This window comes from Liquorilactobacillus hordei DSM 19519 (assembly GCF_019443985.1).
Classification (GTDB): domain Bacteria; phylum Bacillota; class Bacilli; order Lactobacillales; family Lactobacillaceae; genus Liquorilactobacillus; species Liquorilactobacillus hordei.
This window is the reverse complement of record NZ_CP049303.1, coordinates 749989-775079: the sequence shown is the minus strand read 5'-3', so window position 1 is coordinate 775079 and position 25091 is coordinate 749989. Positions and strand designations below refer to the sequence as shown.

15 protein-coding genes, 1 tRNA gene, 3 rRNA genes and 1 other annotated feature are annotated in these 25091 nt (G+C 36.5%); of the genes, 6 read left to right on the top strand and 13 right to left on the bottom strand.

The annotated features are described in order from the left end of the window. Positions 1-124 precede the first annotated feature (124 nt). A complete protein-coding gene (locus tag G6O70_RS04930; protein WP_219934280.1) occupies positions 125-1387 on the top strand; it encodes an ISL3 family transposase in 1263 nt (420 codons plus the stop codon). Positions 1388-1649: 262 nt separating this feature from the next. Here G6O70_RS04930 and G6O70_RS04925 read toward each other — a convergent pair whose 3' ends face one another. Together G6O70_RS04925 and trpS are read right to left on the bottom strand one after the other, a co-directional pair. Then, complete coding sequence (locus tag G6O70_RS04925) at positions 1650-2588, bottom strand: Ppx/GppA phosphatase family protein (protein ID WP_057870425.1); 939 nt, start codon at positions 2586-2588, stop codon at positions 1650-1652. A 37-nt stretch (positions 2589-2625) separates the two neighbouring features. Then, positions 2626-3639 (bottom strand): tryptophan--tRNA ligase, encoded by a 1014-nt coding sequence (gene trpS, locus G6O70_RS04920; RefSeq protein ID WP_057870424.1) that lies wholly within the window; start codon positions 3637-3639, stop codon positions 2626-2628. 328 nt (positions 3640-3967) lie between these two features. On the opposite strand from trpS, the gene helD reads away from it, so the two are divergent. The 3 genes from helD (at position 3968) to G6O70_RS04905 (ending at position 7211) form a co-directional block, all read left to right on the top strand. Beyond that, positions 3968-6241, top strand: coding sequence for an RNA polymerase recycling motor HelD (gene helD / locus G6O70_RS04915; RefSeq protein WP_057870423.1), 2274 nt, complete (start codon positions 3968-3970; stop codon positions 6239-6241). Between the two features lie 119 nt (positions 6242-6360). After that, positions 6361-6433 (top strand) — tRNA-Thr (locus G6O70_RS04910). A 187-nt stretch (positions 6434-6620) separates the two neighbouring features. Further along, positions 6621-7211, top strand: a complete 591-nt coding sequence (locus G6O70_RS04905) for a sigma-70 family RNA polymerase sigma factor (protein WP_057870422.1) — start codon at positions 6621-6623, stop codon at positions 7209-7211. A gap of 83 nt (positions 7212-7294) precedes the next feature. Here the strand turns inward: G6O70_RS04905 and rrf are convergent. From rrf to G6O70_RS04865, 8 genes are all read right to left on the bottom strand, one after another. Continuing rightward, positions 7295-7411 (bottom strand): 5S ribosomal RNA (gene rrf, locus G6O70_RS04900). An 83-nt stretch (positions 7412-7494) separates the two neighbouring features. Then, a 23S ribosomal RNA gene (locus G6O70_RS04895) occupies positions 7495-10413 on the bottom strand. 200 nt (positions 10414-10613) lie between these two features. Next, positions 10614-12173, bottom strand: a 16S ribosomal RNA gene (locus tag G6O70_RS04890). The 16S, 23S and 5S rRNA genes sit together here, the layout of an rRNA operon. A 473-nt stretch (positions 12174-12646) precedes the next feature. Next, positions 12647-13897 (bottom strand): tyrosine--tRNA ligase, encoded by a 1251-nt coding sequence (tyrS, locus tag G6O70_RS04885; protein WP_057868588.1) that lies wholly within the window; start codon positions 13895-13897, stop codon positions 12647-12649. A gap of 45 nt (positions 13898-13942) precedes the next feature. Beyond that, positions 13943-14134, bottom strand: a binding site (T-box leader). A gap of 37 nt (positions 14135-14171) precedes the next feature. After that, on the bottom strand, positions 14172-14636 hold the full coding sequence (locus tag G6O70_RS04880; protein WP_057868589.1) for a Fur family transcriptional regulator: 465 nt from the start codon (positions 14634-14636) through the stop codon (positions 14172-14174). A 73-nt stretch (positions 14637-14709) separates the two neighbouring features. Then, complete coding sequence (locus G6O70_RS04875; RefSeq protein ID WP_057868590.1) at positions 14710-17832, bottom strand: AAA family ATPase; 3123 nt, start codon at positions 17830-17832, stop codon at positions 14710-14712. Then, the gene (locus G6O70_RS04870; protein ID WP_057868591.1) at positions 17829-18950 is read right to left on the bottom strand and encodes an exonuclease SbcCD subunit D; all 1122 of its coding nucleotides are present in this window, start codon (positions 18948-18950) and stop codon (positions 17829-17831) included. The genes G6O70_RS04875 and G6O70_RS04870 overlap by 4 nt, the downstream gene beginning before the upstream one ends. A gap of 355 nt (positions 18951-19305) precedes the next feature. Then, positions 19306-20487 carry an acetate/propionate family kinase gene (locus tag G6O70_RS04865; protein WP_057868592.1) on the bottom strand — a complete coding sequence of 394 codons (1182 nt, stop codon included), beginning with the start codon at positions 20485-20487 and terminating at the stop codon, positions 19306-19308. Positions 20488-20631: 144 nt separating this feature from the next. Here G6O70_RS04865 and G6O70_RS04860 point away from each other — a divergent pair, with 144 nt between their 5' ends. Next, positions 20632-21537, top strand: a complete 906-nt coding sequence (locus tag G6O70_RS04860; RefSeq protein WP_057868593.1) for a magnesium transporter CorA family protein — start codon at positions 20632-20634, stop codon at positions 21535-21537. Between the two features lie 398 nt (positions 21538-21935). Further along, positions 21936-22565 carry an aggregation-promoting factor gene (gene apf, locus G6O70_RS04855; protein WP_057868594.1) on the top strand — a complete coding sequence of 210 codons (630 nt, stop codon included), beginning with the start codon at positions 21936-21938 and terminating at the stop codon, positions 22563-22565. A gap of 142 nt (positions 22566-22707) precedes the next feature. On the opposite strand, the gene G6O70_RS04850 is transcribed toward apf, so the two are convergent. The 3 genes from G6O70_RS04850 to G6O70_RS04840 are packed head-to-tail and all read right to left on the bottom strand — an operon-like array spanning position 22708 to position 24969. Beyond that, entirely contained in the window at positions 22708-23379 is a 672-nt protein-coding gene (locus tag G6O70_RS04850) for an ABC transporter ATP-binding protein (protein WP_057868595.1), read from the bottom strand. 3 nt (positions 23380-23382) lie between these two features. After that, positions 23383-24447, bottom strand: a complete 1065-nt coding sequence (locus G6O70_RS04845; protein WP_057868596.1) for an ABC transporter permease — start codon at positions 24445-24447, stop codon at positions 23383-23385. Positions 24448-24450: 3 nt separating this feature from the next. Continuing rightward, entirely contained in the window at positions 24451-24969 is a 519-nt protein-coding gene (locus tag G6O70_RS04840; protein ID WP_057868597.1) for a TetR/AcrR family transcriptional regulator, read from the bottom strand. Between the last annotated feature and the right edge of the window lie 122 nt (positions 24970-25091).

Here is a 25091-nt window from a genome sequence, read left to right as displayed (position 1 = left end):
CTCTAAAATATTGGGTGTTGATGAACTTCCATCAACACCCAATTTTCATGTACAATAAAAGGACAAGTTCCCAAATGCACCACCACATACCAACCAAAGTAAAAGTAAAGGCAAGTGAGAAAACATGTCCCAAGACTATTCTATCGAAAATATACTTCAAATCCAAGACCCAAATATTAAATGTATCAGTATTGACAATTCTGATCCCAAGAAACAAGTCATTCATGCCAAATTAACTTATTCGATAAAGCGCTGTCCACTTTGTGGCCAATCCCAAGTAGTCCGTTTTGGAACTAATTTGATCAACGTCAGGATGCCACCTATCAAAGAACGACCAGTTATCTTAAAACTGCTTAAACAACGTTATCTGTGCAAAAGAGGGCAACATACTTTTAGTGCTGAAACGTCGCTAGTTAAACCACACTGTCAAATCTCAGAAGATACCAAACAGATGATTATTCTACAGCTTACTAAAGATCGTAGTATTACTGATATTGCAGAGGAATTAAATGTTTCACCAGTGGCAGTTAATCGAGTACTTGATTCATTAGCGATTCAGACTAAGACCGCCTTGCTTACCTTACCAACTACGTTGTGTTTTGATGAATTTCGCTCCACTGGTCATCAGATGAGTTTTATTGCCATTGATGGTGATACACATCGGCTAGTTTCTGTTTTACCTAATCGCCTTAATCGAAGTATCCAAAATCACTTTGAAAGTAACTATTCCTTAGCTGAACGTAGGAAAGTTAAACAAGTAGTTATTGATTTCAATGCACAGTATCAATCCGTAATTCACATAATTTTTCCAGAAGCAAAAGTTATCGCCGATAACTTTCATCTAGTTCAAATGGGACTCCAAGCACTGAACCAGACACGCGTACAGTTAATGCATCGATTCACTCAAAATTCACGAGAATATCGAGTTCTCAAACATCACTGGCGTTTATTTTTAAAAACTTATTCTGGCTTAAATCAACGTAAACCACAATGGTTTGCGCATTTAAAGAACTGGTTCACCCAAGAACAATTAGTCTGGCAAGGTCTTGAGTTAGATTCAACCTACCAACACACTTACTTCGTTGCGCATTCCCTAGTTGATGCCTTAAGAAAGCGTGATTATTTAAAGTTCATTAAAACACTAAATCGAGCTGACAAAGTCAGCCCACAGCTTGAAACTACAATAAAGACCTATCGCAAATATCTACCATTAATTAAAAACATGATGGCAAGCAACTATTCAAATGGCCCACTAGAAGGTGTTAATCGCAAAATCAAACAAATTAAACGCACGGCATACGGCTATAGAAACTGGTCACATTTTTACACCCGGATTAGAATTGAATTTACGATTCGAATAAAAAAAAGAAAACCAATTCGAAAATGAATTGATTTTCTTTTAAAAATTTCCCATCAACAGCGGTTGACAAAGAGCCGAAAAATCATTACTTTCTCTGGTGAAGCTCTTTCACTTAGGGACTTATGGCACAGCCCCTTTATACAAATTCAATAAAGAAGTTAATTTAAGTCTTAGAAATAGCTCCTATTTTACTTACTCATCTATCTTATGCTTTTCATCAGTTAGTCCAAAATAAGTCACTAGCTTATCTTTAGCTGAAGTAACTAAAATGCATGTACGTGAAATTGAATTATATTTTATTCTTACTGACCATCTCGTACAGCAGGCCTTCACGTACCCCGCTCTCAGAAAAAATTATTTTTTTACTATTCAAACGTTCAATCAATACATCTAAGGGAGTCATTCCACCGAGTATTATATCTGCACGTGATCCTTCCATTCCTTTGATGTTCAGACGTTCCTTAGTAGAGAATTCTAACAAATCATAATAAATTTTCTTAAAATCAGCAATTTTCAACTCATAACCATGAATAGCATCTAAGTTAAAAAATCCTTCCTGGGCTCTTTTAATTCGAGCGACGGTTCTATTACATCCCCCTAATAAAACAACAGGTAAACCCTTTGCCTCATTTAACCATCTTAAACCATCAAATAGTTTACTGCTGAATTGCTTAAATGATTCCAGGTTTTCTTCAGTTAATGAACCATTTTGACAGAATTGCTCACTTAAGCTCACTGCACCATAAGGCAGACTAACAGATTGCACTAACTCTCGTTCACTTACAATAGCAATTTCCACACTACCCCCGCCCATATCTACAAGCAAGAAATCTCTAATCGGCAAGGTTGAAACAACACCTAAATAGTCATAATAAGCCTCATCACTTCCCGACAGGACACGAATACGTGAACCAGTCAATGCTAAAACTTCATCAATAAATTCTTGACTATTGCTTGCTTCACGAACTGCTGCAGTTGCAATTGATAGGACCTGATAATCGGGATAGGTTTGATAGATTCGTTTAAAATACTTAATTGCCTGAATGGTTCTCTTAATAGCCCCCGCGGATAATTTCTTCTGACCTATGTTTCCCATTCCCTCAGCAAGCCTTGTCGTTTCCTTTAACCTCTTCACCTCAGTAAATCTATGATCGCTATCATTTTTTATTTTATTAATTGATAACCGAACTGAATTAGAACCAAAATCAAGAACAACTAAATTCTTCAATCAAATCCCCTCCAGCTTTATTTCTCATTCATCAGCATCACTTGAAATAGTTAACACCAATTGCTGCCCTAACTTCACTTAATGTTTGTTCTGCAACCGCATTGGCACGGGCACTGCCTTCTTTTAAGATATCATACACAGCAGGGATATCTTTGGCAAATTCCGCACGTCTTTCTCTTATCGGTTTTAACTTTGCTTCAAGAACTTCATTCAAGTAACGCTTTATCTTGACATCTCCCAATCCGCCAGCTTGATACTCCTGCTTCAATTGTGCAACCTTTTCCTTATCTTCATCAAAGACATCTAAATATGTGAATACCATGTTTCCTTCAATCTTACCCGGATCCTCCACATGAATATGATTAGGATCAGTATACATTGACATAACTTTCTTCTTTAGAGTATCTGCATCATCTGAAAGATAGATACAATTATTCAATGACTTACTCATCTTTGCATTACCATCTAATCCAGGTAATCTACCTGCACCTTTTTCAGGGAAAACACCTTCTGGTTCAACTAGGATCTCTTGGCCATAAATTGTATTAAAGCTTCTAACAATCTCACGTGCCTGTTCAATCATCGGTTCTTGATCATCGCCTACTGGTACCAGATCAGCTTTAAAAGCGGTAATATCAGCTGCTTGACTTACAGGATAAACAAAGAAGCCAGCTGGAATAGACCGTTCAAAATTTTTCTGTTGAATTTCTGCTTTTACAGTAGGGTTACGTTCCAAACGAGAAACCGTTACTAAGTTAAGGTAGTAGGTTGTTAGTTCAGCTAAAGCAGGAATTTGTGATTGAATAAAAATAGTTGATTTTTCTGGATCAATGCCAACAGCTAAGTAATCAAGCGCTACTTCAATTAATGACTTGCGTATTTTTTCCGGATCGCGAGCATTGTCTGTAAGTGCCTGCTGATCCGCAATCATAATAAATGTCTGATAGTCTCCTGTATTTTGTAGTTTAACACGATTCTTCAATGATCCAATGTAGTGTCCAATATGCAGTTTACCTGTTGGTCGATCTCCAGTTAAAATTGTCTTTTTCATTGTTAATTTACCCCTTTCAAAATAAAAAAATCCCATTGCTAAAAAAATAGCAATAGGACGTAATTAAGCGCGGTGCCACCTATCTTGCAGTATTGACTGCCTCTCATTAAATAAAAAATATTAATTTATATTCTCTCAGTCCAATTCGTTTGATTTTGCACTTTTCAGCCTTACAATGCATCTCTGTTAATTTCAAACTACTAACCTGATCATCGAACAATTTCATTTTACCGCAAAGTCTTTACTAAAGTCAAAGCTTCTTACGTTGTTGTCTTGTCTACTTTGTGATAACATTATTTCTTACTAAAGAACAACAAAGGAGATTCTATTGGATAAAGAAAGAAATTCCGAACAAGAAAGAGTTAATACAATCGTTGATAAAATTAAAAATGCATTTCAAAAGGCTCAACATGAATATTACAAAGCACGAACTGAACGATCATCAGTCGAAAAAAACTATGTCCAAAACGCTAAGATTAATACTTTTGAAGTTGATGATCAAATGGAAACCAATGCTGAAGTTCAACAACAAAAACAATTGGTCGCAAAAAATGTGGAAACCGAGAAAATTTTAAAGAGACAAATTCAGCTTTTGTCTAACTTGAAAAATTCTCCATATTTTGGACGGATAGATATCCATGAAAATGGTGAAACTTCTCCTGAGGTTCTCTATATTGGAACTTCTTCATTCAATGACGAACAAGGGAACTTCTTAATCTATGATTGGCGAGCTCCCATTTCTAGTATTTATTATAACGGTACACTCGGAACTGTTAGCTATACAACACCAATGGGAAAACAAGAGGCTCAACTCTTAAAAAAGAGACAATTTAGAATTAAAGATGGAAAAATTACCAATATGTTTGACACAAATGAAACAGTTGGTGATGAACTTCTACAAGAAATGCTAGGTGCCCAAAGTGATGAGTACATGAAAAATATCGTTGCCACTATTCAAAAGGAACAAAATGATATAATTCGTGATACAACACATGATCTGTTAATTGTTCAAGGGGTTGCTGGCAGTGGCAAAACTTCAGCAATTTTACAACGTATTGCATTTCTTTTATATCATAGCCGTTCTGATTTAAACGCAGAACAAATTGTTTTGTTTTCACCCAACTTATTATTTAGTCATTATATTTCTGAAGTTCTTCCTAGTTTGGGTGAACGAAATATGCGGCAAGTAACACTTACTGAATTCTTTGCACAACGCTTTGAAGGCTTAACAGTTGAAACACTTTTCGATAAATTCGAGCAAAAAGACTCTTCCGCAATTAACAGTGCTAATCTTATTAAAGAAGATTCTACTTTTATGCATAAAGTCAAAGAATACGTGGAAAACTTAGATAATTCTCAACTCTTCTTTAATGATTTAATTCTCGTTGATCAAGTTATTTTTTCTAATTCTGAAATCAGATCATTGTATGATAAACTCCCGTTAGCTCAACCACATCATTTACGTCATTTTGAGCTTAAAAATGTACTTATCAAAGAATTAAAGAGGAAAATCAAAGATGAGTTGACTGCTCCTTGGGTTCTCAAAAAAATTGATGCTCTTACAGAAGAAGAATATCATTCGCTTTTGGGTGATTATAAACGTGGGCGTTTTGAAGATATCGAAGCTGAGATTTCTTACATTAGCAATAAAATTGTCAGTACTAAATTTGAACCTATCTACGAAGCAATTTATAATAATTATTTCATAGACATATATCGGCAATATAGCGATTTTTTGGGGAAGATATTGCCTGATGACGTCATAAATTTCAATAATGAATTAGAATATCACCGCATTCGCCTTGAAGACTGTGCACCTGCTTTATACTTACGTGACCAGCTAACAGGTGAGGGGCAGAATCATTCAATTCAACATCTTTTTATAGATGAGATGCAAGATTATTCACTTGCTCAGATATATTATTTACACACAGCTTTTCCAACTGCACACCTTACTCTCCTGGGAGATAGTGAACAAGCCTTATTCCATGAAATTCAGGAACCACAATTCCTGATGACAGCACTTAAGCAAACAATCAATCCTAAAAAAACTAGAATGATTGAACTAAATAAAAGCTATCGTTCAACTTTTGAAATCACTTCATTCATGAAGGCTCTACTGCCTGATGGTGAAAAAATACAAGCATTTACACGCTCAGGTCCACTGCCAAAACTTGTATTGACCAATGATAACGAAACGGACATTATCTCAAAACTCTTATTAGAAACACAAGCACTTCTAAATAAAAATGAGACAGTCGCTATCATTACAAAAGACTTTAAAACTTGTCAAAAATTGTTAAGGTCATTTAAATCTAAAGATGCTCCTACGCTCATCACCAATAGTGACCGTTCCCTACCAACAGGATTAGTCCTTTTACCCATCTACCTAGCAAAAGGGCTTGAATTTGATGCAGTAATTGCTTTTGAGGTTTCACAAAATAGTTTTTCTGAGGATACTCGAGGTATTCTTTACACAATTTGCTCACGAGCAATGCATGATTTAGTTTTGGTTAGTACGGGAGATGTTTCAAATTTAATAACTGCTATTCCCAGTGAACTTTTTACTATTGAACAAAATATTAAATTTAAACAAAAATGATTATTGATACTGTTGTAACTTTAATAAACATCCTAATATTGTATTTCCCTACTCGTTTATATACTTGAGTATTGCATTTATCAACCCAATATAATATACTATTTGAGTTGGTATTTGTTGCCACTTTAGCTCAGCAGGTAGAGCACCACCATGGTAAGGTGGGGGTCACCGGTTCAAATCCGGTAAGTGGCTTATATATTATAGATTCGTAGAAGACTACACTGGTTTAATTATCAGATGTAGTTTTTTTTGCATAAATTTGTATAGCTAACTTTTTAGAAAATTTATTTTCTGTTTTGAGAAGGACTTCTCATTTTGTTAACGCTTACCCTGATATTATTAAATAATAAATATATCAAAAGAATGGCGGCGTTAATAAATGATAAATTCTTTAAGCAATGACAAAATAATTCAACAAATTCTAAATATTAGAAATGCTAATAGTGACGCAGATTTTCAAGAATTATTTTTCCAATATCGTCCACTTGTTTTAAGCTCAATTAACCGTTATCATTTTAGGTTTTATGAAATAGATGATTTACTTCAGGAAGCACGAATTGTTTGTTATCAAGCAGTTTTAGCTTACAATATCGAAGGAAAAATTACATTCGGCAAATTTTATCAACAAAGTTTGCTAAATTGCTTTTGCAGTATTTTGCGTAAAGAAAGCGCTACAAAACGTAAAGCAGATCGCTTTGCTGAATCCTTTGAAAATATTTTGGAAACCCAAGGTGAATATTATTCAAACTCTGCAATTTCTCATATTTCACCTGAAAATACGATTATCATTAATGAAGCTATTAATCAGCTACCATACTTACTTTCAGACTTTGAATACCATGTTTTTTCACTACTCTATTTTAAACATCAATCTCCCGAAATAATTGCAATTTTACTTAACGAATCTCAAAGTAAGGTTAATCGTGCAGTTAACCGTTGCAAAAATAAATTAACCGAAGAACTTTTGTAATTTTGATCACATTAATTTCTGAATTACACAAAGTAAAAAGAACTAGATTGAAATTATTCTTTCAACCTAGTTCTTTTTACTTTGCACGGCAACGACCTATCCTCGCAGGGGGCGATCCCCCAACTACTATCGGCGCTAAGAAGCTTAACTTCTGTGTTCGACATGGGAACAGGTGTATCCTTCTTGCCATCATCACCGCACTCTTTTGCTTGAGAAAACTTTGTTCTCTCAAAACTAGCTAATATTTCTCTTCCTTAATCAACTACCGTCCGCATTTCTTTCTTTGGTTAAGTCCTCGACCGATTAGTTTTGGTCCGCTCCATACATCACTGTACTTCCACTTCCAACCTATCTACCTGATCTTCTCTCAGGGGTCTTACTTCCCGAAGGAATGGGAAATCTTATCTCGAGGTAAGTTTCGCACTTAGATGCTTTCAGCGTTTATCTCATCCACACATAGCTACCCAGCGATGCTCCTGGCGGAACAACTGGTACACCAGCGGTGTGTCCATCCCGGTCCTCTCGTACTAAGGACAGATCCTCTCAAATTTCCTACGCCCGCGACGGATAGGGACCGAACTGTCTCACGACGTTCTGAACCCAGCTCGCGTACCGCTTTAATGGGCGAACAGCCCAACCCTTGGGACCGACTACAGCCCCAGGATGCGATGAGCCGACATCGAGGTGCCAAACCTCCCCGTCGATGTGGACTCTTGGGGGAGATAAGCCTGTTATCCCCAGGGTAGCTTTTATCCGTTGAGCGATGGCCCTTCCATGCGGAACCACCGGATCACTAAGCCCGACTTTCGTCCCTGCTCGACTTGTAGGTCTCGCAGTCAAGCTCCCTTGTGCCTTTACACTCTGCGAATGATTTCCAACCATTCTGAGGGAACCTTTGGGCGCCTCCGTTACCTTTTAGGAGGCGACCGCCCCAGTCAAACTGCCCACCTGACACTGTCTCCCACCACGTTTATTGGTGAGGGTTAGAGTGTTCATACAACGAGGGTAGTATCCCACCAATGCCTCCATCGAGACTAGCGTCCCGATTTCTATGGCTCCTACCTATCCTGTACAAGTTGTACAAACACCCAATATCAAGCTACAGTAAAGCTCCATGGGGTCTTTCCGTCCTGTCGCGGGTAACCCGCATCTTCACGGGTAATATAATTTCACCGAGTCTCTCGTTGAGACAGTGCCCAAATCGTTACGCCTTTCGTGCGGGTCGGAACTTACCCGACAAGGAATTTCGCTACCTTAGGACCGTTATAGTTACGGCCGCCGTTTACTGGGGCTTCAATTCTGAGCTTCGCCGAAGCTAACCCATCCTCTTAACCTTCCAGCACCGGGCAGGCGTCAGCCCCTATACGTCATCTTACGATTTTGCAGAAACCTGTGTTTTTGATAAACAGTCGTTTGGGCCTATTCACTGCGGCTGAACTTGCGTTCAGCACCCCTTCTCCCGAAGTTACGGGGTCATTTTGCCGAGTTCCTTAACGAGAGTTCTCTCGCTCACCTTAGGATTCTCTCCTCGACTACCTGTGTCGGTTTGCGGTACGGGTAGTTATTATCTAACTAGAAGCTTTTCTCGGCAGTGTGACATCAGTATCTTCGCTACTATAATTTCGCTTCCCATCACAACTCGTCCTTATAAGTAAGCATTTGACTCACTTACAAACTCGTTGCTTGGACACACATATCCATCAGTGTGCATACTTAGCCTCCTGCGTCCCTCCATCGTTCAAACAATAATAACTAGTACAGGAATCTCTACCTGTTATCCATCGCCTACGCCTCTCGGCCTCAGCTTAGGTCCCGACTAACCCTGGGAGGACGAGCCTTCCCCAGGAAACCTTAGTCATTCGGTGGACAGGATTCTCACCTGTCTTTCGCTACTCATACCGGCATTCTCACTTCTAAGCGCTCCACCAGTCCTTCCGGTCTAGCTTCTTCGCCCTTAGAACGCTCTCCTACCACGCAACCTTACGGTTGCATCCACAATTTCGGTAATATGTTTAGCCCCGGTACATTTTCGGCGCAGGGTCACTCGACTAGTGAGCTATTACGCACTCTTTAAATGGTGGCTGCTTCTGAGCCAACATCCTAGTTGTCTATGCAACTCCACATCCTTTTCCACTTAACATATATTTAGGGACCTTAATTGGTGGTCTGGGCTGTTTCCCTTTCGACTACGGATCTTATCACTCGCAGTCTGACTCCCGGATATAGATCGATGGCATTCGGAGTTTATCTGAATTCAGTAACCCTAGATGGGCCCCTAGTCCAAACAGTGCTCTACCTCCACGATCCTTTCTTTCCGAGGCTAGCCCTAAAGCTATTTCGGAGAGAACCAGCTATCTCCAAGTTCGTTTGGAATTTCTCCGCTACCCACACCTCATCTCAGCATTTTTCAACATACATGAGTTCGGTCCTCCAGTGCGTTTTACCGCACCTTCAACCTGGACATGGGTAGGTCACTTGGTTTCGGGTCTACGTCTACATACTGATACGCCCTATTCAGACTCGCTTTCGCTACGGCTCCGTCATTTCCGACTTAACCTTGCATGCAAACGTAACTCGCCGGTTCATTCTACAAAAGGCACGCTATCACCCATTAACGGGCTCTAACTACTTGTAGGCACATGGTTTCAGGAACTATTTCACTCCCCTTCCGGGGTGCTTTTCACCTTTCCCTCACGGTACTGGTTCACTATCGGTCACTAGGGAGTATTTAGCCTTGGGAGATGGTCCTCCCGGATTCCGACGGAATTTCACGTGTTCCGCCGTACTCAGGATACTGAATTGAGAGAATGTCATTTCATCTACAGGGCTTTCACCTTTTTTCGCTGATCTTCCCAAATCATTCGATTATAACATTCTTTGGTAACTCAAATATTCAGTCCTACAACCCCAAAAAGCAAGCTTCTTGGTTTGGGCTGTTCCCCGTTCGCTCGCCGCTACTTAGGGAATCGATTTTTCTTTCTCTTCCTGCAGGTACTTAGATGTTTCAGTTCCCTGCGTCTTCCTCTAACTGGTCTATGTATTCAACCAGTAGTAATAGTCGATAAAAACTATTGGGTTTCCCCATTCGGAAATCTCCGGATCATAGCTTACTTACAGCTCCCCGGAGCATATCGGAGTTAGTCCCGTCCTTCATCGGCTCCTAGTGCCAAGGCATTCACCATGCGCCCTTAATAACTTAACCTATCTTTACCTACGGTAAAGCGGTTATGAGTTTAGCGTTCAAGATTTTTCTTGTTTTAAACTCTTTAAAACGTGGTGTTCTCGGTTTGTTAATTATTTTAGAAAAATATTATCTAGTTTTCAAAGAACAAATTGAGAGTAGACCTCTCAAAACTAAACAAAGTTTCAACAATCGTGTGTAGGTTTCCGTTATATCCTTAGAAAGGAGGTGATCCAGCCGCAGGTTCTCCTACGGCTACCTTGTTACGACTTCACCCCAATCATCTGTCCCACCTTAGACGGCTGGCTCCATAAATGGTTACCTCACCGGCTTTGGGTGTTACAAACTCTCATGGTGTGACGGGCGGTGTGTACAAGGCCCGGGAACGTATTCACCGCGGCATGCTGATCCGCGATTACTAGCGATTCCGACTTCATGTAGGCGAGTTGCAGCCTACAATCCGAACTGAGAACGGCTTTAAGAGATTAGCTAAACCTCGCGGTTTCGCGACTCGTTGTACCGTCCATTGTAGCACGTGTGTAGCCCAGGTCATAAGGGGCATGATGATTTGACGTCATCCCCACCTTCCTCCGGTTTGTCACCGGCAGTCTCACTAGAGTGCCCAACTAAATGCTGGCAACTAGTAATAAGGGTTGCGCTCGTTGCGGGACTTAACCCAACATCTCACGACACGAGCTGACGACAACCATGCACCACCTGTCATTCTGTCCCCGAAGGGAACACCTAATCTCTTAGGTTGTCAGAAGATGTCAAGACCTGGTAAGGTTCTTCGCGTTGCTTCGAATTAAACCACATGCTCCACCGCTTGTGCGGGCCCCCGTCAATTCCTTTGAGTTTCAACCTTGCGGTCGTACTCCCCAGGCGGAATGCTTAATGCGTTAGCTGCAGCACCGAAGGGCGGAAACCCTCCAACACTTAGCATTCATCGTTTACGGTGTGGACTACCAGGGTATCTAATCCTGTTTGCTACCCACACTTTCGAACCTCAGCGTCAGTTACAGACCAGAGAGCCGCTTTCGCCACTGGTGTTCTTCCATATATCTACGCATTTCACCGCTACACATGGAGTTCCACTCTCCTCTTCTGCACTCAAGTCTTTCAGTTTCCAATGCATGACTTCGGTTAAGCCGAAGGCTTTCACATCAGACTTAAAAAACCGCCTGCGTTCCCTTTACGCCCAATAAATCCGGACAACGCTTGCCACCTACGTATTACCGCGGCTGCTGGCACGTAGTTAGCCGTGGCTTTCTGGTTAGATACCGTCACTGCATGAGCAGTTACTCTCACACACGTTCTTCTCTAACAACAGAGTTTTACGATCCGAAAACCTTCTTCACTCACGCGGCGTTGCTCCATCAGACTTTCGTCCATTGTGGAAGATTCCCTACTGCTGCCTCCCGTAGGAGTTTGGGCCGTGTCTCAGTCCCAATGTGGCCGATCAACCTCTCAGTTCGGCTACGTATCATTGCCTTGGTAAGCCTTTACCTTACCAACTAGCTAATACGCCGCGGGTCCATCCAGAAGTGATAGCAAAACCATCTTTCAAACAAAAACCATGCGGTTTTTGTTATTATGCGGTATTAGCACCTGTTTCCAAGTGTTATCCCCCTCTTCTGGGCAGGTTACCCACGTGTTACTCACCCGTTCGCCACTCAAAACTTTCGTGAATGCAAGCATTCGGTGAAAGTTTTGCGTTCGACTTGCATGTATTAGGCACGCCGCCAGCGTTCGTCCTGAGCCAGGATCAAACTCTCATTTTAAAAGTTTGTGACTCTTTAATTACTTATTTACTAGCGAATTGACTTCGCAAATGTTTGCTCTTGTACTAAACAAGAGACCCTACACATTTGATTTGTCGAAACTTTGTTCAGTTTTCAAAGGTCTACTTACAAACAAAATGCATAATAATTCATAAAACTAATTATTATAATTTATTTGTTTGTCTATATCATTATAGACGACATTTCAATTGCTGTCAACAATTAATTCGTTTTTTCTTTTTTAGTAAAAAGGAATCTGTTGCAACAACATTGATTACTATACGCTCACCTAATCAAATCGTCAAGAAAAAATTCACAAAAAATAAAGTGATAAAGAATAATTCAAAAACTCTCTTTTGAATATCTTAACTATTTCAATGTATAAATAAAAATAATTCGTAATTTTCAATAAATACAACAAAAAAAGAAAGCTTTATTCTGAATTTAACATTTTTTTCAGAATAAAGCTTTTTTTATTTTACTTCAGCAAGAAAATATTTCTTTTTCCCACGACGAACAATTACAAATTTTCCTTCAAATGAATCAGCAGGATTAATTTGATAATCAAGTTCCTGAATTCTCTCACCATTTATATAGATAGCTCCATTTGCAACATCTTCGCGCGCCTGTCGTTTCGATTTTTCAATTTGTGTCGAAACAAGCAAATCAATAATATTTATTACTTCGCTTTTAATCTCAACTGTTGGCATTTTTTTAAAACCTTGTTTTATTTCAGCTGCCGTTAACAGCTTAACATCGCCAGAAAATAATGCTCTAGAAATATGTTCTGCCTGAACTACCGCTTCATCTCCATGTACAAAAGCTGTCACTTCTTCAGCCAATTTTCTTTGAGCCTCACGTTTTTCAGGTTCGTTGGCAACTTTTTGTGCCAATTCATTTATCTCTTCTTCTCCTAAAAAAGTAAAGTATTTCAGATATTTTATTACATCCCGATCATCTTGGTTCAACCAAAATTGATAAAATTCGTATGGTGTTGTTTTCTCCGGATCAAGCCAAACGGCACCACCTGCTGTTTTACCAAATTTAGTTCCATCTGCTTTTAACATCAGCGGAATTGTTAATGCAAATGCTTCTGTTTCAGAACCCTCAATTTTATGAATCATGTCAATTCCTGAAGTAATATTTCCCCATTGATCCGCACCGCCAATTTGAAGTTCAACGTCATTTTCTTTTAATAAATGATGAAAATCAATTGATTGCAGGATCTGGTATGTAAATTCTGTAAAAGAAATTCCACTCTCTAGGCGACTTGAAACTACTTCTTTATTCAACATTGTATTTATACTAAATAATTTCCCATAATCCCGCAAGAAACTCAGTAAATCTATTTTTGATAACCAGTCATAGTTGTTCACAACAGTTATATTATCTTTACCAAAAAGGTGCTTCATTTGAGCAGTCAATGCTTCTTCATTATGATGAACTTGCTCCATTGTTTGCAGAACTCTTTCAGAATTTCTTCCTGAAGGATCACCTATTGATCCTGTTCCACCTCCAATTATGATATGTGCTCGATGCCCAGCCGTCTGAAACCGTTTAAGCATCATAAAAGGTATAAGATGTCCAATGTGCAAACTATCCCCAGTTGGATCAACACCACAATATACACCTATTGATTTTTCTTCTACTTTTTTTCTTAATCCTTCTTCATCCGACATTTGGTTAATTGCTCCGCGCCATGTTAACTCATCAATAATGTTCATTATTCTTCCTCCTAAAATAAAAAAGTCCCCAATACTATTAATAGTATTAGGGACGAAAATAAATTCCGCGTTACCACCCAAGTTGTCACACATGTGACCAGCTCTTACACCGCTAAAGAGGTGAGTCTATGCTAAGCTCAATAGTGTAATTCGGAAGAATAATTTGTCTTGATTCACAATACCATCAAGTCTCTTAAACAGTGATTATCTTCCTACTATCTATCTCATCGCTTTTTAATAGACAAAGTATAACTTAGACATATCAATGTGTCAATTATATTTTATCTTCTTTTTCTTTAATTTTCCTTTGACACTCTGGACAAATTCCATAAACCTCATACTGACTGTTCAAAACTTGATAGCCAGTCTCAACTGTAGCAATTTTCTCGTTCTTTTTATACGAATCATCAAAAACATCAACAATCTTATTACAATTGACACAAATAACATGGTAATGCGGTATTTCGAAATAATCATACCTCATATGTCCCCCGCTATCCGCAGCAATCTCAATAATTAAATTATGATCCACAAATAATTGTAAAGTATTATATACTGTTGCCAAACTGACACTAAAACCATTTTTTCTAACATATTTGAAAATCATCTCAATCGATGGGTGGTCGTGTGATGTCATTAAATACGACAGGATTACCTGTCTTTGTGGCGTATTTTTTATTTTGTTGTTTTTTAGCTTGTTCGCAGCTACTAGCAAAGTATTTTGTCCCTGCGTTGCCATCACGTTCACTCCTCAATAATTATAAATGATAATAATTCTCAACAATAATATTATACCTTCAATAAAAAAATGTCTATCTATGAGCTGGTATCTCTTCAAAATCAAAAATATAATGTGCCACACTGCGACCATTTTTAGATTCTATTCTAATCTGAGCTGGTAATTGTTCACGTAGAGCACTTACGTGACTAATTATCCCAATTAAACGATTTTTTCCTTCTAAAGTTTGAAGCGCTTCTAAAGCTACTTGCAAAGAATCATCATCTAATGCTCCAAAACCTTCATCAATAAATAAAGCATCAATCTGTGTTCCTCCGTTAATACTCTGAATAACTTCTGCCATCGCGAGTGCTAAACACAAAGCCGCAATGAAACTTTCACCACCAGAAAGTGTTTTAACACTCCTAAATTTACCTAAATCAGCATCAAAAATATTCAACTCAAGTCCAGTATTTGTAGCATACGTTCCATTATTTCTATCAATTTCAAAGTGGTATCTCTCGTTTGTCAAGTTCAGTAATTTAATGTTAGCCACTTGCAATACCCGCTCCAAGTACCTACGTAATACATATCGTTCTAATCCTAATTTTACCTTGCCCTTTCCACCAATTACTTCTAGCAGTTCATTCCACTGAGCATCTAATTTAAGTTTTGCTTGATATTCGTCCCATCTTTTATTAACTGCCTGACTCACTTTTAATAGTTCAGAATGCTTCTGTGAAATTTTTTCGTATTCTGCAAAAACTTCTTCCTTATTTTTCTTTAATTGTAAAAGAGAGGCATCTAACTTTGCAATATCTGGAATAACTTTTCCCTCTGTTCTTATTTTTAAATCAGTAATTTGCGTTTTTAATTCAAACATTTTATTTCGGTAATCTTTAATTTTGGATTCAACCATTTCAATCTTCTTTATTTCCTTAATTCCCGTCTTCATCATAGTGAAAGTCAAGTTTTTATCGTGATTGTGCATAACTTTAGTAAGTTTTTCAGTATCTTGCCGTAACTTGATTTCTAAGGAGTCACTCGTATTCTTGAGGCCTTTAAGTCGCTCAGTAAGAATCGTTAAGTTATTACTAAGTTCAGTCATTTCACTAAAGATTTTTTGCTTTTCGGTTTCAAAAGCTGTAATTTTTTGCTGCTTATCTACTATAATTTTCTCCAACTGTTTCATAGAAGAAATATTGTCTGGTATTTCAGCGTGAATAGTAGCCAACTTTGTTTCAGTCTTCGTAATATTAAGTTTAAACATTTGTTCTTTTTTTCTCAGTAATTCCATTTTTTCTTCGGCTTCTAGTTTTTCATGCATTAATCGTTCAACTTCTGCTCGAGTGTCCTTAATAATCTGTTTTCTGTTTTCTAAGTTTTGAAACTCCTTATCTAAATTCAACTTCAATTCAGTAACCAGTTTCTGAATCTCTGCAAAACTATCTTCTCGCAAATCCAAAAGACTTCTCAATTTTTCTAGTTCTTGATCAACATTTTTCTTTAATTCAGTAATTCTTTCTGCATTGCTATCAATTTTCCCTGCTAACTCACCACTACTTTGCGACAAGTCTTGTTGTTTTTTAGCTGCCTTTTTGACATCATCTTCTGTTACCTCAACTTGATTCTTATCTAATGTCATTATTTGTGGATGTTCTAATGAACCACATAATGGACAAGGTTCTCCTTTTTTTAACTTTCTGCTTAGTATAATTATTTGTTTTTTTGCTAGTGCATTATCCAAATCTTCATGCTTTTTTTTTGCAATTTTGATTTGACTATTTTTTTCAGCTAAACTATTTCTTTGCTCTACTAAAGTCTCTTCTAATTTATTAATTCTAGCTGTGCTTCTTTTTATTTGTTCTATTACTTCGTCAGCCTTAGTCAGGTTAGTTCTTATTTCGTGGAATTTTAGTTCTTTTTCAGATATTCCTTCATTAGATTTAATGATTTCTTGTTGTTTCTCAATTTCCTCTCTTCCTACTATTAATATCTTCTCTAATTCAGTTATTTGATTTTTAAATGTTTCTTCTTGATTTTCAGTAACTGTTAATTCGATTTCTAATTGTTCTGCTTGCTTAACATAATTTTTCTTATCATTTAATCTTCTTACCTCTTCAATTAACAGATCATTCTCTTTTTCCCTTATTCCTAAAATTTGATTTTTTTCTTCGTTATTCTGTAATTTTTCCTCTACCTCTTTTTTCTCAGTTAAATTTTTTTGAATTTTAGCTTGTATTTCTGTATAAGCTAATTCTTGTTCTTCAAGTTTCACAACTAATTGTTCATTTGAGCGATACCACTTTAACTCAGCCAAATATTTCTCTTTTTCTTCAAGCCAATTATCATTTTCAAATTCAATCATTTTTTTCTTAGTATCAGCCAATGTCTCAAAGTCTCGCAATAAAATTTTACTTTTCAATAAATTATTTTGTTCTCCGATAATTTTCTCTTCAATTTCGGTTAATTTTAACTTAGCTGTATTTCTAGCCCGCTTATTTATCCCATTTATTTCATTTGCAGCCTTTAACCAGCTAGATACATCAATCTCTGTATCAATTTCCATAATTTGATTTTTTAACGCATCAATTTCTTGTTGTTTTTCTTGAATCTGGCTATGTGTATTTTTTGCTTGTTTTTGAATCTCATCTGTCCAATCCTTAAATAAATTGGTAGCAAATAATTCACGTAACAGCTTTTCCTTTTCATTACTATCTGAGTCTAAAAAGTTTCTAAATTTTCCTTGAGGTAGCATAATTATCTGCGTAAATTGCTCAGCAGTAAGATGAATTAATTCTTGAATAAACTTGTTAACAACTCCTACCTTACTTAATTCGATATTCTCCCCATCATCGCTTTGATAGCTTAACAATACAGTCATATTTTGAATTTTTGTCCCTGTTCCCCTTTTTTTGACGATGACTTGCTTAGGTTGTCTTTTAATACGATAAATCTTATTTTGGTGTTCAAAAACAAATTCAACTTCGGTCAACTCAGATTCCTTTGCAAAACCTGATCGCATTGTCTCTGCCTCACGATCATCACCAGAAGTACTTCCAAAAAGTGCAAAACACATCGCATCAAAAATTGTTGTTTTCCCACTCCCAGTCTTACCACTGATTAAAAAGAGAGGCTGTTCGGTAAAACGTACAAAATCAATTTCTTGTTTTGCATAAGGGCCAAAATTAGTCATTTTTATTTGCATCGGTTTCATTTTTCATCACCATCAATCACACGTTCAAGACTATTATTTGCCCATTCTTTTTGTTGTTTTGTCATTTTTTCTCCTGTCATATCCTCGAAAAAATTTTCTAGCAATGTCATTGGATCTAATTCAAGTACTGCTTCTTCATCCGTTGGAAGTTCCGCTATTTGATCTTTCCGACTCAAACTTATTATTTTAGGATAGAATTCCCGTAAATTATTTATCACATTAGGAATAACTGCCTTATCTAGCAAAGTAATCGCCACAAAATCCTCATTAGCTACCCTGGTATATACTTTGGGTGAAGTCAAGTTCTCATAAGTATCCTGTAACAAAACAATTTCATTAAGCGGTTTTATAGTAACAAATTCAGTATGAAAAGGTTCCGTGTCAACAATCCATACTCCCTTATTGGTTTTTGCCTCTGATACCGAAAGCTTTGCTAAAGAACCGCTGTAGTGAATTCTTTCGGCATGTAATGCATTAACATCATGAAGATGGCCCAGAGCCACATAATCAAAATCATTGAACAAGTCAAGCGGGACAGCATTCAGTCCTCCTACTTCAATCTTCGTTTCAGAGTCGGTTTTGATACTACCAGCTGCGAAGAAATGTGCAACTAGTACATGCTTTTTCCCTGAAACAAAATTTTCTTTCATTCCTTTAATTATCTTTTGCATGGCAATAGTTAAATCTGTTAATGTTTCATCTGCAAAAAAATTTCTAGCTTGAAACAATTGGAAATATGGTAATAAAAAAAACTGTGTATCTGAAAATTCAATTGGTATCATTGCTTCTTTGAGATTCGTATTCAAAAAATATTTTGTTGCTTTGAACCATTCTCGACCTGTATTCAATCTAACTGCTGAATCATGGTTGCCACTAATTGCCAAAACTGGTTTTTGTAATCTTAAATTTAATTTCATAATCATTCTATTCAAACGATTTACTGAATCCTCACTAGGTAAAGCCCGATCATATAAATCACCTGCAATTACAATTGCATCAACATTCTTCTCCAATGCAATTTTCGTAAGTTGCTTAAAATCGTGTTCTTGTTCCTCTATTAAATTATACCCGTATAATTTTCTTCCAATATGCCAGTCTGCTGTATGTAAGAACCGCATTTTTGCTCACCTCATTTACGAACGCTTGTTCACTCTATCTGAAAGTATAACATACTTCAATTCATTGCTTGTTTCTATGGATTAAAACTGGCAAGATTTTCGGGTACGAATATATCCTCAATTTTGACTTATAAAACACGTTTATACGGAATAAATAGAGGAACTGAATCAAAATTTTACTTTTGACCCAGCTCCCCAATCTCTTCAATACCATAGCAACACATAAAAATAATTATGAATTTTAACTTAAAACTAAGTTCACGTTATTCCCAACAATTTATAATTTAATGCTTATTCTTAGATTCTGTCTAACTATACTTCTCTAAAATCTATTTAGTAGGATTAAAATATAATTCTATTTATCTCGCAAGGCTGTTATTTGTCTAACCATTGATAATTCTTCATTTGTTGGAACTACCATTATTTTAGCAGCAGAATCTTTTGCTGATATTACACCTTCCGCATTGGCTTCATTAGCTTCTTGATTAATTTTCAATCCCAACACTTGGAGTTTCTTAACAATAATCTTCCGTAATTCTCGATTGTTTTCCCCAATTCCACCAGCAAATACTAGTACATCCAAGCCACCTAACTCAGCATAATAGCTTCCTACATACTTAACTATTCGATTAATAAAAATATCAATAGCAAGTTTTATCTGCTCTTGCTCAGAATTTGCCAACAAATCCCGCATGTCTGAAGATAATCCAGAGACACCTAACAATCCAGATTCTTTGTTCAGCATCAACAAGATATCATCTAAATCTAACGATAGCTTTTTCATTAAGTATGGAATAATTGAAGGATCAACATCTCCTGCACGAGTTCCCATGGTCAGACCTGTCAAAGGTGTGAATCCCATTGAAGTGTCAAACGCTTTTCCATCTTTTTCTGCTGCTACAGACGCCCCACTGCCTAAATGAAGTGTTATCATTTTCAACGACTCAAGCGGTTTATCCAGTAAATCTGCTGCACGATGTGAAATATATTCATGGCTAATTCCGTGTTCACCATATCTTCTAATTCCAAATTCTTTCGTGTATTTATATGGAATACTAAAAATAGCATTTTTTTCAGGTAAATCCGTGAAAAATTGACTATCAAACACCGCATATTGTGGAATCTCTGGTAGTGTGTGCTGCATAATTTTCACATATTTAATTTCCATCGGATTATGTAAAGGTGCAAAATCCTTCATTTTAGATAACTTATTTAAATTATCCTCTGTCAACTCAACTGCGGACTTGAATTGTTCACCACCAGCAACAATCCGATGACCAACAGCCTCTATTTCAGCTAAATCACTGATAATCTTAAGTTCTTGTAACTTTTCAAAAATTAACTCAGCAGTTTTTTCGTAAGATAAATTATTAATCTTAATCTCATATTTATCGCTACCGTATTTAACTTCAAACACTGAGCCTGGCATATTTATTCGTTCTACAAGGCCCTTTGCAATAACACTCTCATCACTTGCTTCAAATAATTTCCACTTAACTGAAGAACTTCCTGCATTTACCAAGAATACCTTTCCCAATCAAAGCACCTCCATCATTATTATTTTAATTATATCGTACTTCTCGTTTTCTTTCAGCGTTCCTTTAAAATTTGCCCAAATCAAGTACATATTAAAAAAAGTATGCTAAGATTTTTCATAATAACTAGTTAAGAGGTAACTGCCATGATTATAAAACATATAATAGAAGGAAAAAGAAATTCATTCACCTGGTTCGATGTTTGTGACATTAATGAGTCGGATAAAAATGTTCTCATTGAAAATCATGAACTCAATCCACGACACATTGCATATGCAACAGACCAACATGAAAGAGCTCGCTATGATCAACAAGGAAACATCAATATCCTAATTTATAATTTGCCAGTAAAAAAAGAGGACACAGTTAATAGCTTTGTTTTGGAACCAATTACGTTTTTAATAAAAAAAAATACTGTTTTTACATTTCGCTCTAAAGCTTTAGAAATAGATGCTCAAAAAATTATTACAAAAGCAACATGTTATGACGCGTCAATCAGAACTTTGATTTTTACGATTCTCTACCAAATCTCTATTTACTATCAAAATGCCATTGACGTTTTAAACCAAACACGTGACTATTATTTAAGTAATCTCCATAAAATAAGCAATCAGAACCTAATTCAATTATCCAATGTTGAACGTAGCCTTGTTTATCTTGCCAGTGGTATTAAAACAAATCTCTTGGTTCTTGAAAAGATAACCGAGAACCAGAATTCACGGAAATTATCGCAGACAGAAAAAAAGCTATTGCATAATATTGTCATTGAGGTCCATCAAGCAGAACAAACAGTTGAAATTGCATTAGAAGTTACCGAACGCATATCTACAACCTCGAATAATTTGCTCAACAATAATTTAAATGACGTTATGCGGTTCCTAACTGTTTGGTCACTTGTTCTAACAATTCCGACTATTATTACAGGCTTTTATGGTATGAATGTTGCTCTACCATTTGCTAAAGGTTCAATTGCATGGGTTAACATTACGATTGCTACGATAATTATGATAATAATTCTAGTTATTTTTTTCAAAATCCGCAAACTTTTCTAAAAATGTTTCAAAGAGCTGCAATATTTGTAATTTAATCACTCAAAAACAGAAAAAAAGCAGATATTGAGAAAAAAAAAACTTTTTTTTATTTTTTTTACAAGAATATTCTTTTTTTTGGAAGTTTTTTCCTCTGTTTTTGTCACATTTACTCAAATGTCTCATAAATGCCAGTGCTTTAGTGTTAGTTATTGTTTTTTATTCAAAAAAAGCTTTTTTTATATTACGATATATTACAATAATGATAAAATATTACAAAAAGCATCCTTATAGTAACAGATCTGCTATTTCTCTGTCATGTTCAGTATATATACTAATCACTGTTGATGCGATTTGATAATATCAATCGCGAGAAGTGTAGCAAATGCTACGAGACAAAAAACAGGAGTGAATATACAACTATGGATATTAAGAAAATTTTATTGTCAGCTGCAACAGTTACAGGTATGTTGACAGCTGGTACAGTGGCAGCAAATGCTGATACTGTTACAGTTAAGGCTGGGGATACTGTTTCTGAATTAGCCAGTGAATACAACACTACAATTGATGCTATTAAACAACAAAACAGTTTACAAGATGCTAACGTAATTGTTGTCGGTCAAACCCTAAACATTGGCGGAACAAGTACAGGTAGCACAGCTAACACAGCAACAGCTACTACTACAAGCACAAATACTTCTTCAAGTACACCTGCTGCAAGTAGTAACACCACTACAAGTACACCTGCTGTAAGTTCTTCAAACACTACAACGGTTGCTAGCTCAAGCACTACTACAACAGCTACAACTACTACAAGTTCTTCATCATCTGCTGAAGATGCTGCACGTGCTTGGATTGCTGCTCGTGAGTCAGGTGGCTCTTATACAGCTCAAAATGGTCAGTATTACGGTAAATACCAACTTTCAATTTCTTATTTAAACGGTGATTACTCTGCTGCTAACCAAGAACTAGTTGCTAATAATTATGTCATCAGCCGTTATGGTTCATGGCAAAATGCTGTTAAACATTGGCAAACTAATGGCTGGTATTAAGATCAGTCATTAAATAAAAAATTAATGTAAGATAAAAAAGAGAGGCTAAGTCAAATTTTGGTTTAGTCTCTCTTTTTTATTTCGTATAAACATGTACCGCAAGTCAAAATTCTTCATTGGTATCTTGTTACTTTCATCTTAGCTAAACTTGTTTTAAATTTCCATCCATAATCTCATAAATTTGATCAGCAAATTCTTTTAGGCGCAAATCATGTGTCACAATAATAATCGATTTATCCTTTTTGTGTGCTAAATCTCTGAACAATCTTCCCACTTCAACAACTCTTTGCGAATCCAGAGCTGCAGTTGGTTCATCCGCAAAAATTATTGCAGGATTTGTATAGAGCGCACGTGCAATTGCGACCCGTTGTCTTTGACCACCTGATAATTCACGTGGATACTGACTTAACAAGTCGCCAATTCCTAATTGCTTAATCACCTCATCGAAGTCTGATTCATTTAAGTTACCTGTTTTTTTGACACGCTTTGCCAACTCAAATTGTTCTTCAACCTTAAGATACGGAACCAAGCTATAATTTTGTAACACGAATCCAATCTTTTCTAACCTTAGTTTTTCTTTTTGTTTTTCTTTCAATCCAACTAGACTCACATTATCAATACTCACATTTCCAGATGATGGCGTCTGTATTCCACCTGCAATTGTTAAAAACGTGCTTTTACCAGATCCAGAAGGTCCCAACACTAAACATAGCTCACCTTTTTGTGCCGCAAAATTAATATTATTTAAAACTTGAATCTTATTTTTCTTCTCACCAAAATATTTATTAATACCTTTTAGAATAATGCTTTCCATCATCTACCCTCCAATCACAGTCACTGGATCAACTCGTGTTACAATTCTTATCGGAATTATCACGCCTAGCAATGCAACCACAACCAAACCAGCGGCAACGGTACTCAATAGTGGAACACTAAAATACATTGGGACTGCCGCAGGTATAAAACTGGCAGTTACTCCTGTAAAGATTGTTCCAATTATCAGTCCGCTGATGACAATCAATAATGATTGTGAAATTGTAGCACGTACAAGTATACCTACTGGAACACCTTGAGCCCGCAACACGGCATAGTTTTCCAATTTTTGCATTGTCAAAATGTAAAGAAAGACAGCTACGACTACTAGTGAAATTATCATTAAGAAACCTATCATAAAAACAAAAGTAGTTGTCTGTGCAGAATATCCTGGGAGTTTTTTTATAAATTGTTCCACTGTATAATTTTTTAAACCACTATTATTACTGAATTTCACCTTACCATCTTGCGAAACAACAGCACTTGCTGCAAAAGTTACTCCTGCATTTTTTAGTAATTTAGCCACCTTGTTACTCCCATAGATAACCGGAGAAATATTAAGCTTTGCATTGTTTACAAAACCACTTATTACATAGTCAGTTTTCCCTGAATTTAACTTAATTTTGTCACCTATTTGATAGCCTGATTGTTTCAAAGCGCTATCTACCACGATTTCGTTAGCTTTTATTGGCTTTTTTCCATCTGTAATTTTCAAATTTTTCATGATAAATTGTTTATTATTTATACCCACAAATTGTGCGCTAATCTTTCTATTCCCATCATCACGAACTACAACTGGAACTTGAGTTACAATTGCCATTTTTTTATTATTTTTAATGCTGGCTAATTGTGACTTTGTAATTATTGATTGCGTCATACTTGTATTTGCATTGTCATTTAAGACAACGCTTTGAATGTCCCATGATTTAATAGCATCGGTATTTTGCCTTGCCAATCCCTGCGCCAAACTAGTTAAAATGAATATTAAATAACTTATTAAAACAATCATTGCAATAATCAGCGTATATCTCAACTTCTCGTAACGCATTTCTTTCCATGCGAGAAACATATTCTAGTCCTCCTTCTCTATTTTTTTTACAGCCTCATTAAAATAATCTAGCAGTTTCTCTTTATTAACTGGATTAAGCATTACTTGCCTGATAACTTCGTGAGATAAAACCATTACAGACCATTCTTTAAAATTTACTGGTTGTTTTTCAAAAGTTTGCTGAGCTTCATTTTTAAGTAATGTTTCATTCATGCAAAGATGCATTTTGATAAATTTAAAATACTGACTGTTTGTCGTTTGCTCTACAAAATTACGTACAATTTCTTGATACGAAACCTTATGTTGCCTTTCAGACTCACTTTGCTCATGAATTTCTTTCATTGCAACCTGATATACGTACCAATACGCATCCTTAATATCATTAAAGTATTTGTAAAAACTTCCTCTTGAAATTTTAACCTCATCAATGATTCTTGCTACTTGTGCCTGATGTAACGGATAATTTTCAAATTCATTTAGCATTGCCTGAAATATTCTTTTTTTCTTTTCAATGTTCAAATTCTCAAACGTATCTAAAACCACTTAACATCCTCCTTTTCGGTGACACCGTGTCACTATATGGGAATAATAATTCAAATTCATATCGATTGTCAAGTTAATGGGTACCATCACATTTTTATTATTGTAAAAAACTACTAACTAAC

Excerpts from the sequence above, each read along its gene's own strand:
- G6O70_RS04845 (WP_057868596.1), bottom strand. The coding sequence starts at position 24,447 with ATGTTTCTCGCATGGAAAGAAATGCGTTACGAGAAGTTGAGATATACG.
- G6O70_RS04905 (WP_057870422.1), top strand. The coding sequence starts at position 6,621 with ATGATAAATTCTTTAAGCAATGACAAAATAATTCAACAAATTCTAAAT.
- G6O70_RS04870 (WP_057868591.1), bottom strand. The coding sequence starts at position 18,950 with ATGCGGTTCTTACATACAGCAGACTGGCATATTGGAAGAAAATTATAC.
- G6O70_RS04930 (WP_219934280.1), top strand. The coding sequence starts at position 125 with ATGTCCCAAGACTATTCTATCGAAAATATACTTCAAATCCAAGACCCA.
- G6O70_RS04860 (WP_057868593.1), top strand. The coding sequence starts at position 20,632 with ATGATTATAAAACATATAATAGAAGGAAAAAGAAATTCATTCACCTGG.
- G6O70_RS04875 (WP_057868590.1), bottom strand. The coding sequence starts at position 17,832 with ATGAAACCGATGCAAATAAAAATGACTAATTTTGGCCCTTATGCAAAA.
- trpS (WP_057870424.1), bottom strand. The coding sequence starts at position 3,639 with ATGAAAAAGACAATTTTAACTGGAGATCGACCAACAGGTAAACTGCAT.
- tyrS (WP_057868588.1), bottom strand. The coding sequence starts at position 13,897 with ATGAACATTATTGATGAGTTAACATGGCGCGGAGCAATTAACCAAATG.
- G6O70_RS04850 (WP_057868595.1), bottom strand. The coding sequence starts at position 23,379 with ATGGAAAGCATTATTCTAAAAGGTATTAATAAATATTTTGGTGAGAAG.
- G6O70_RS04880 (WP_057868589.1), bottom strand. The coding sequence starts at position 14,636 with ATGGCAACGCAGGGACAAAATACTTTGCTAGTAGCTGCGAACAAGCTA.
- apf (WP_057868594.1), top strand. The coding sequence starts at position 21,936 with ATGGATATTAAGAAAATTTTATTGTCAGCTGCAACAGTTACAGGTATG.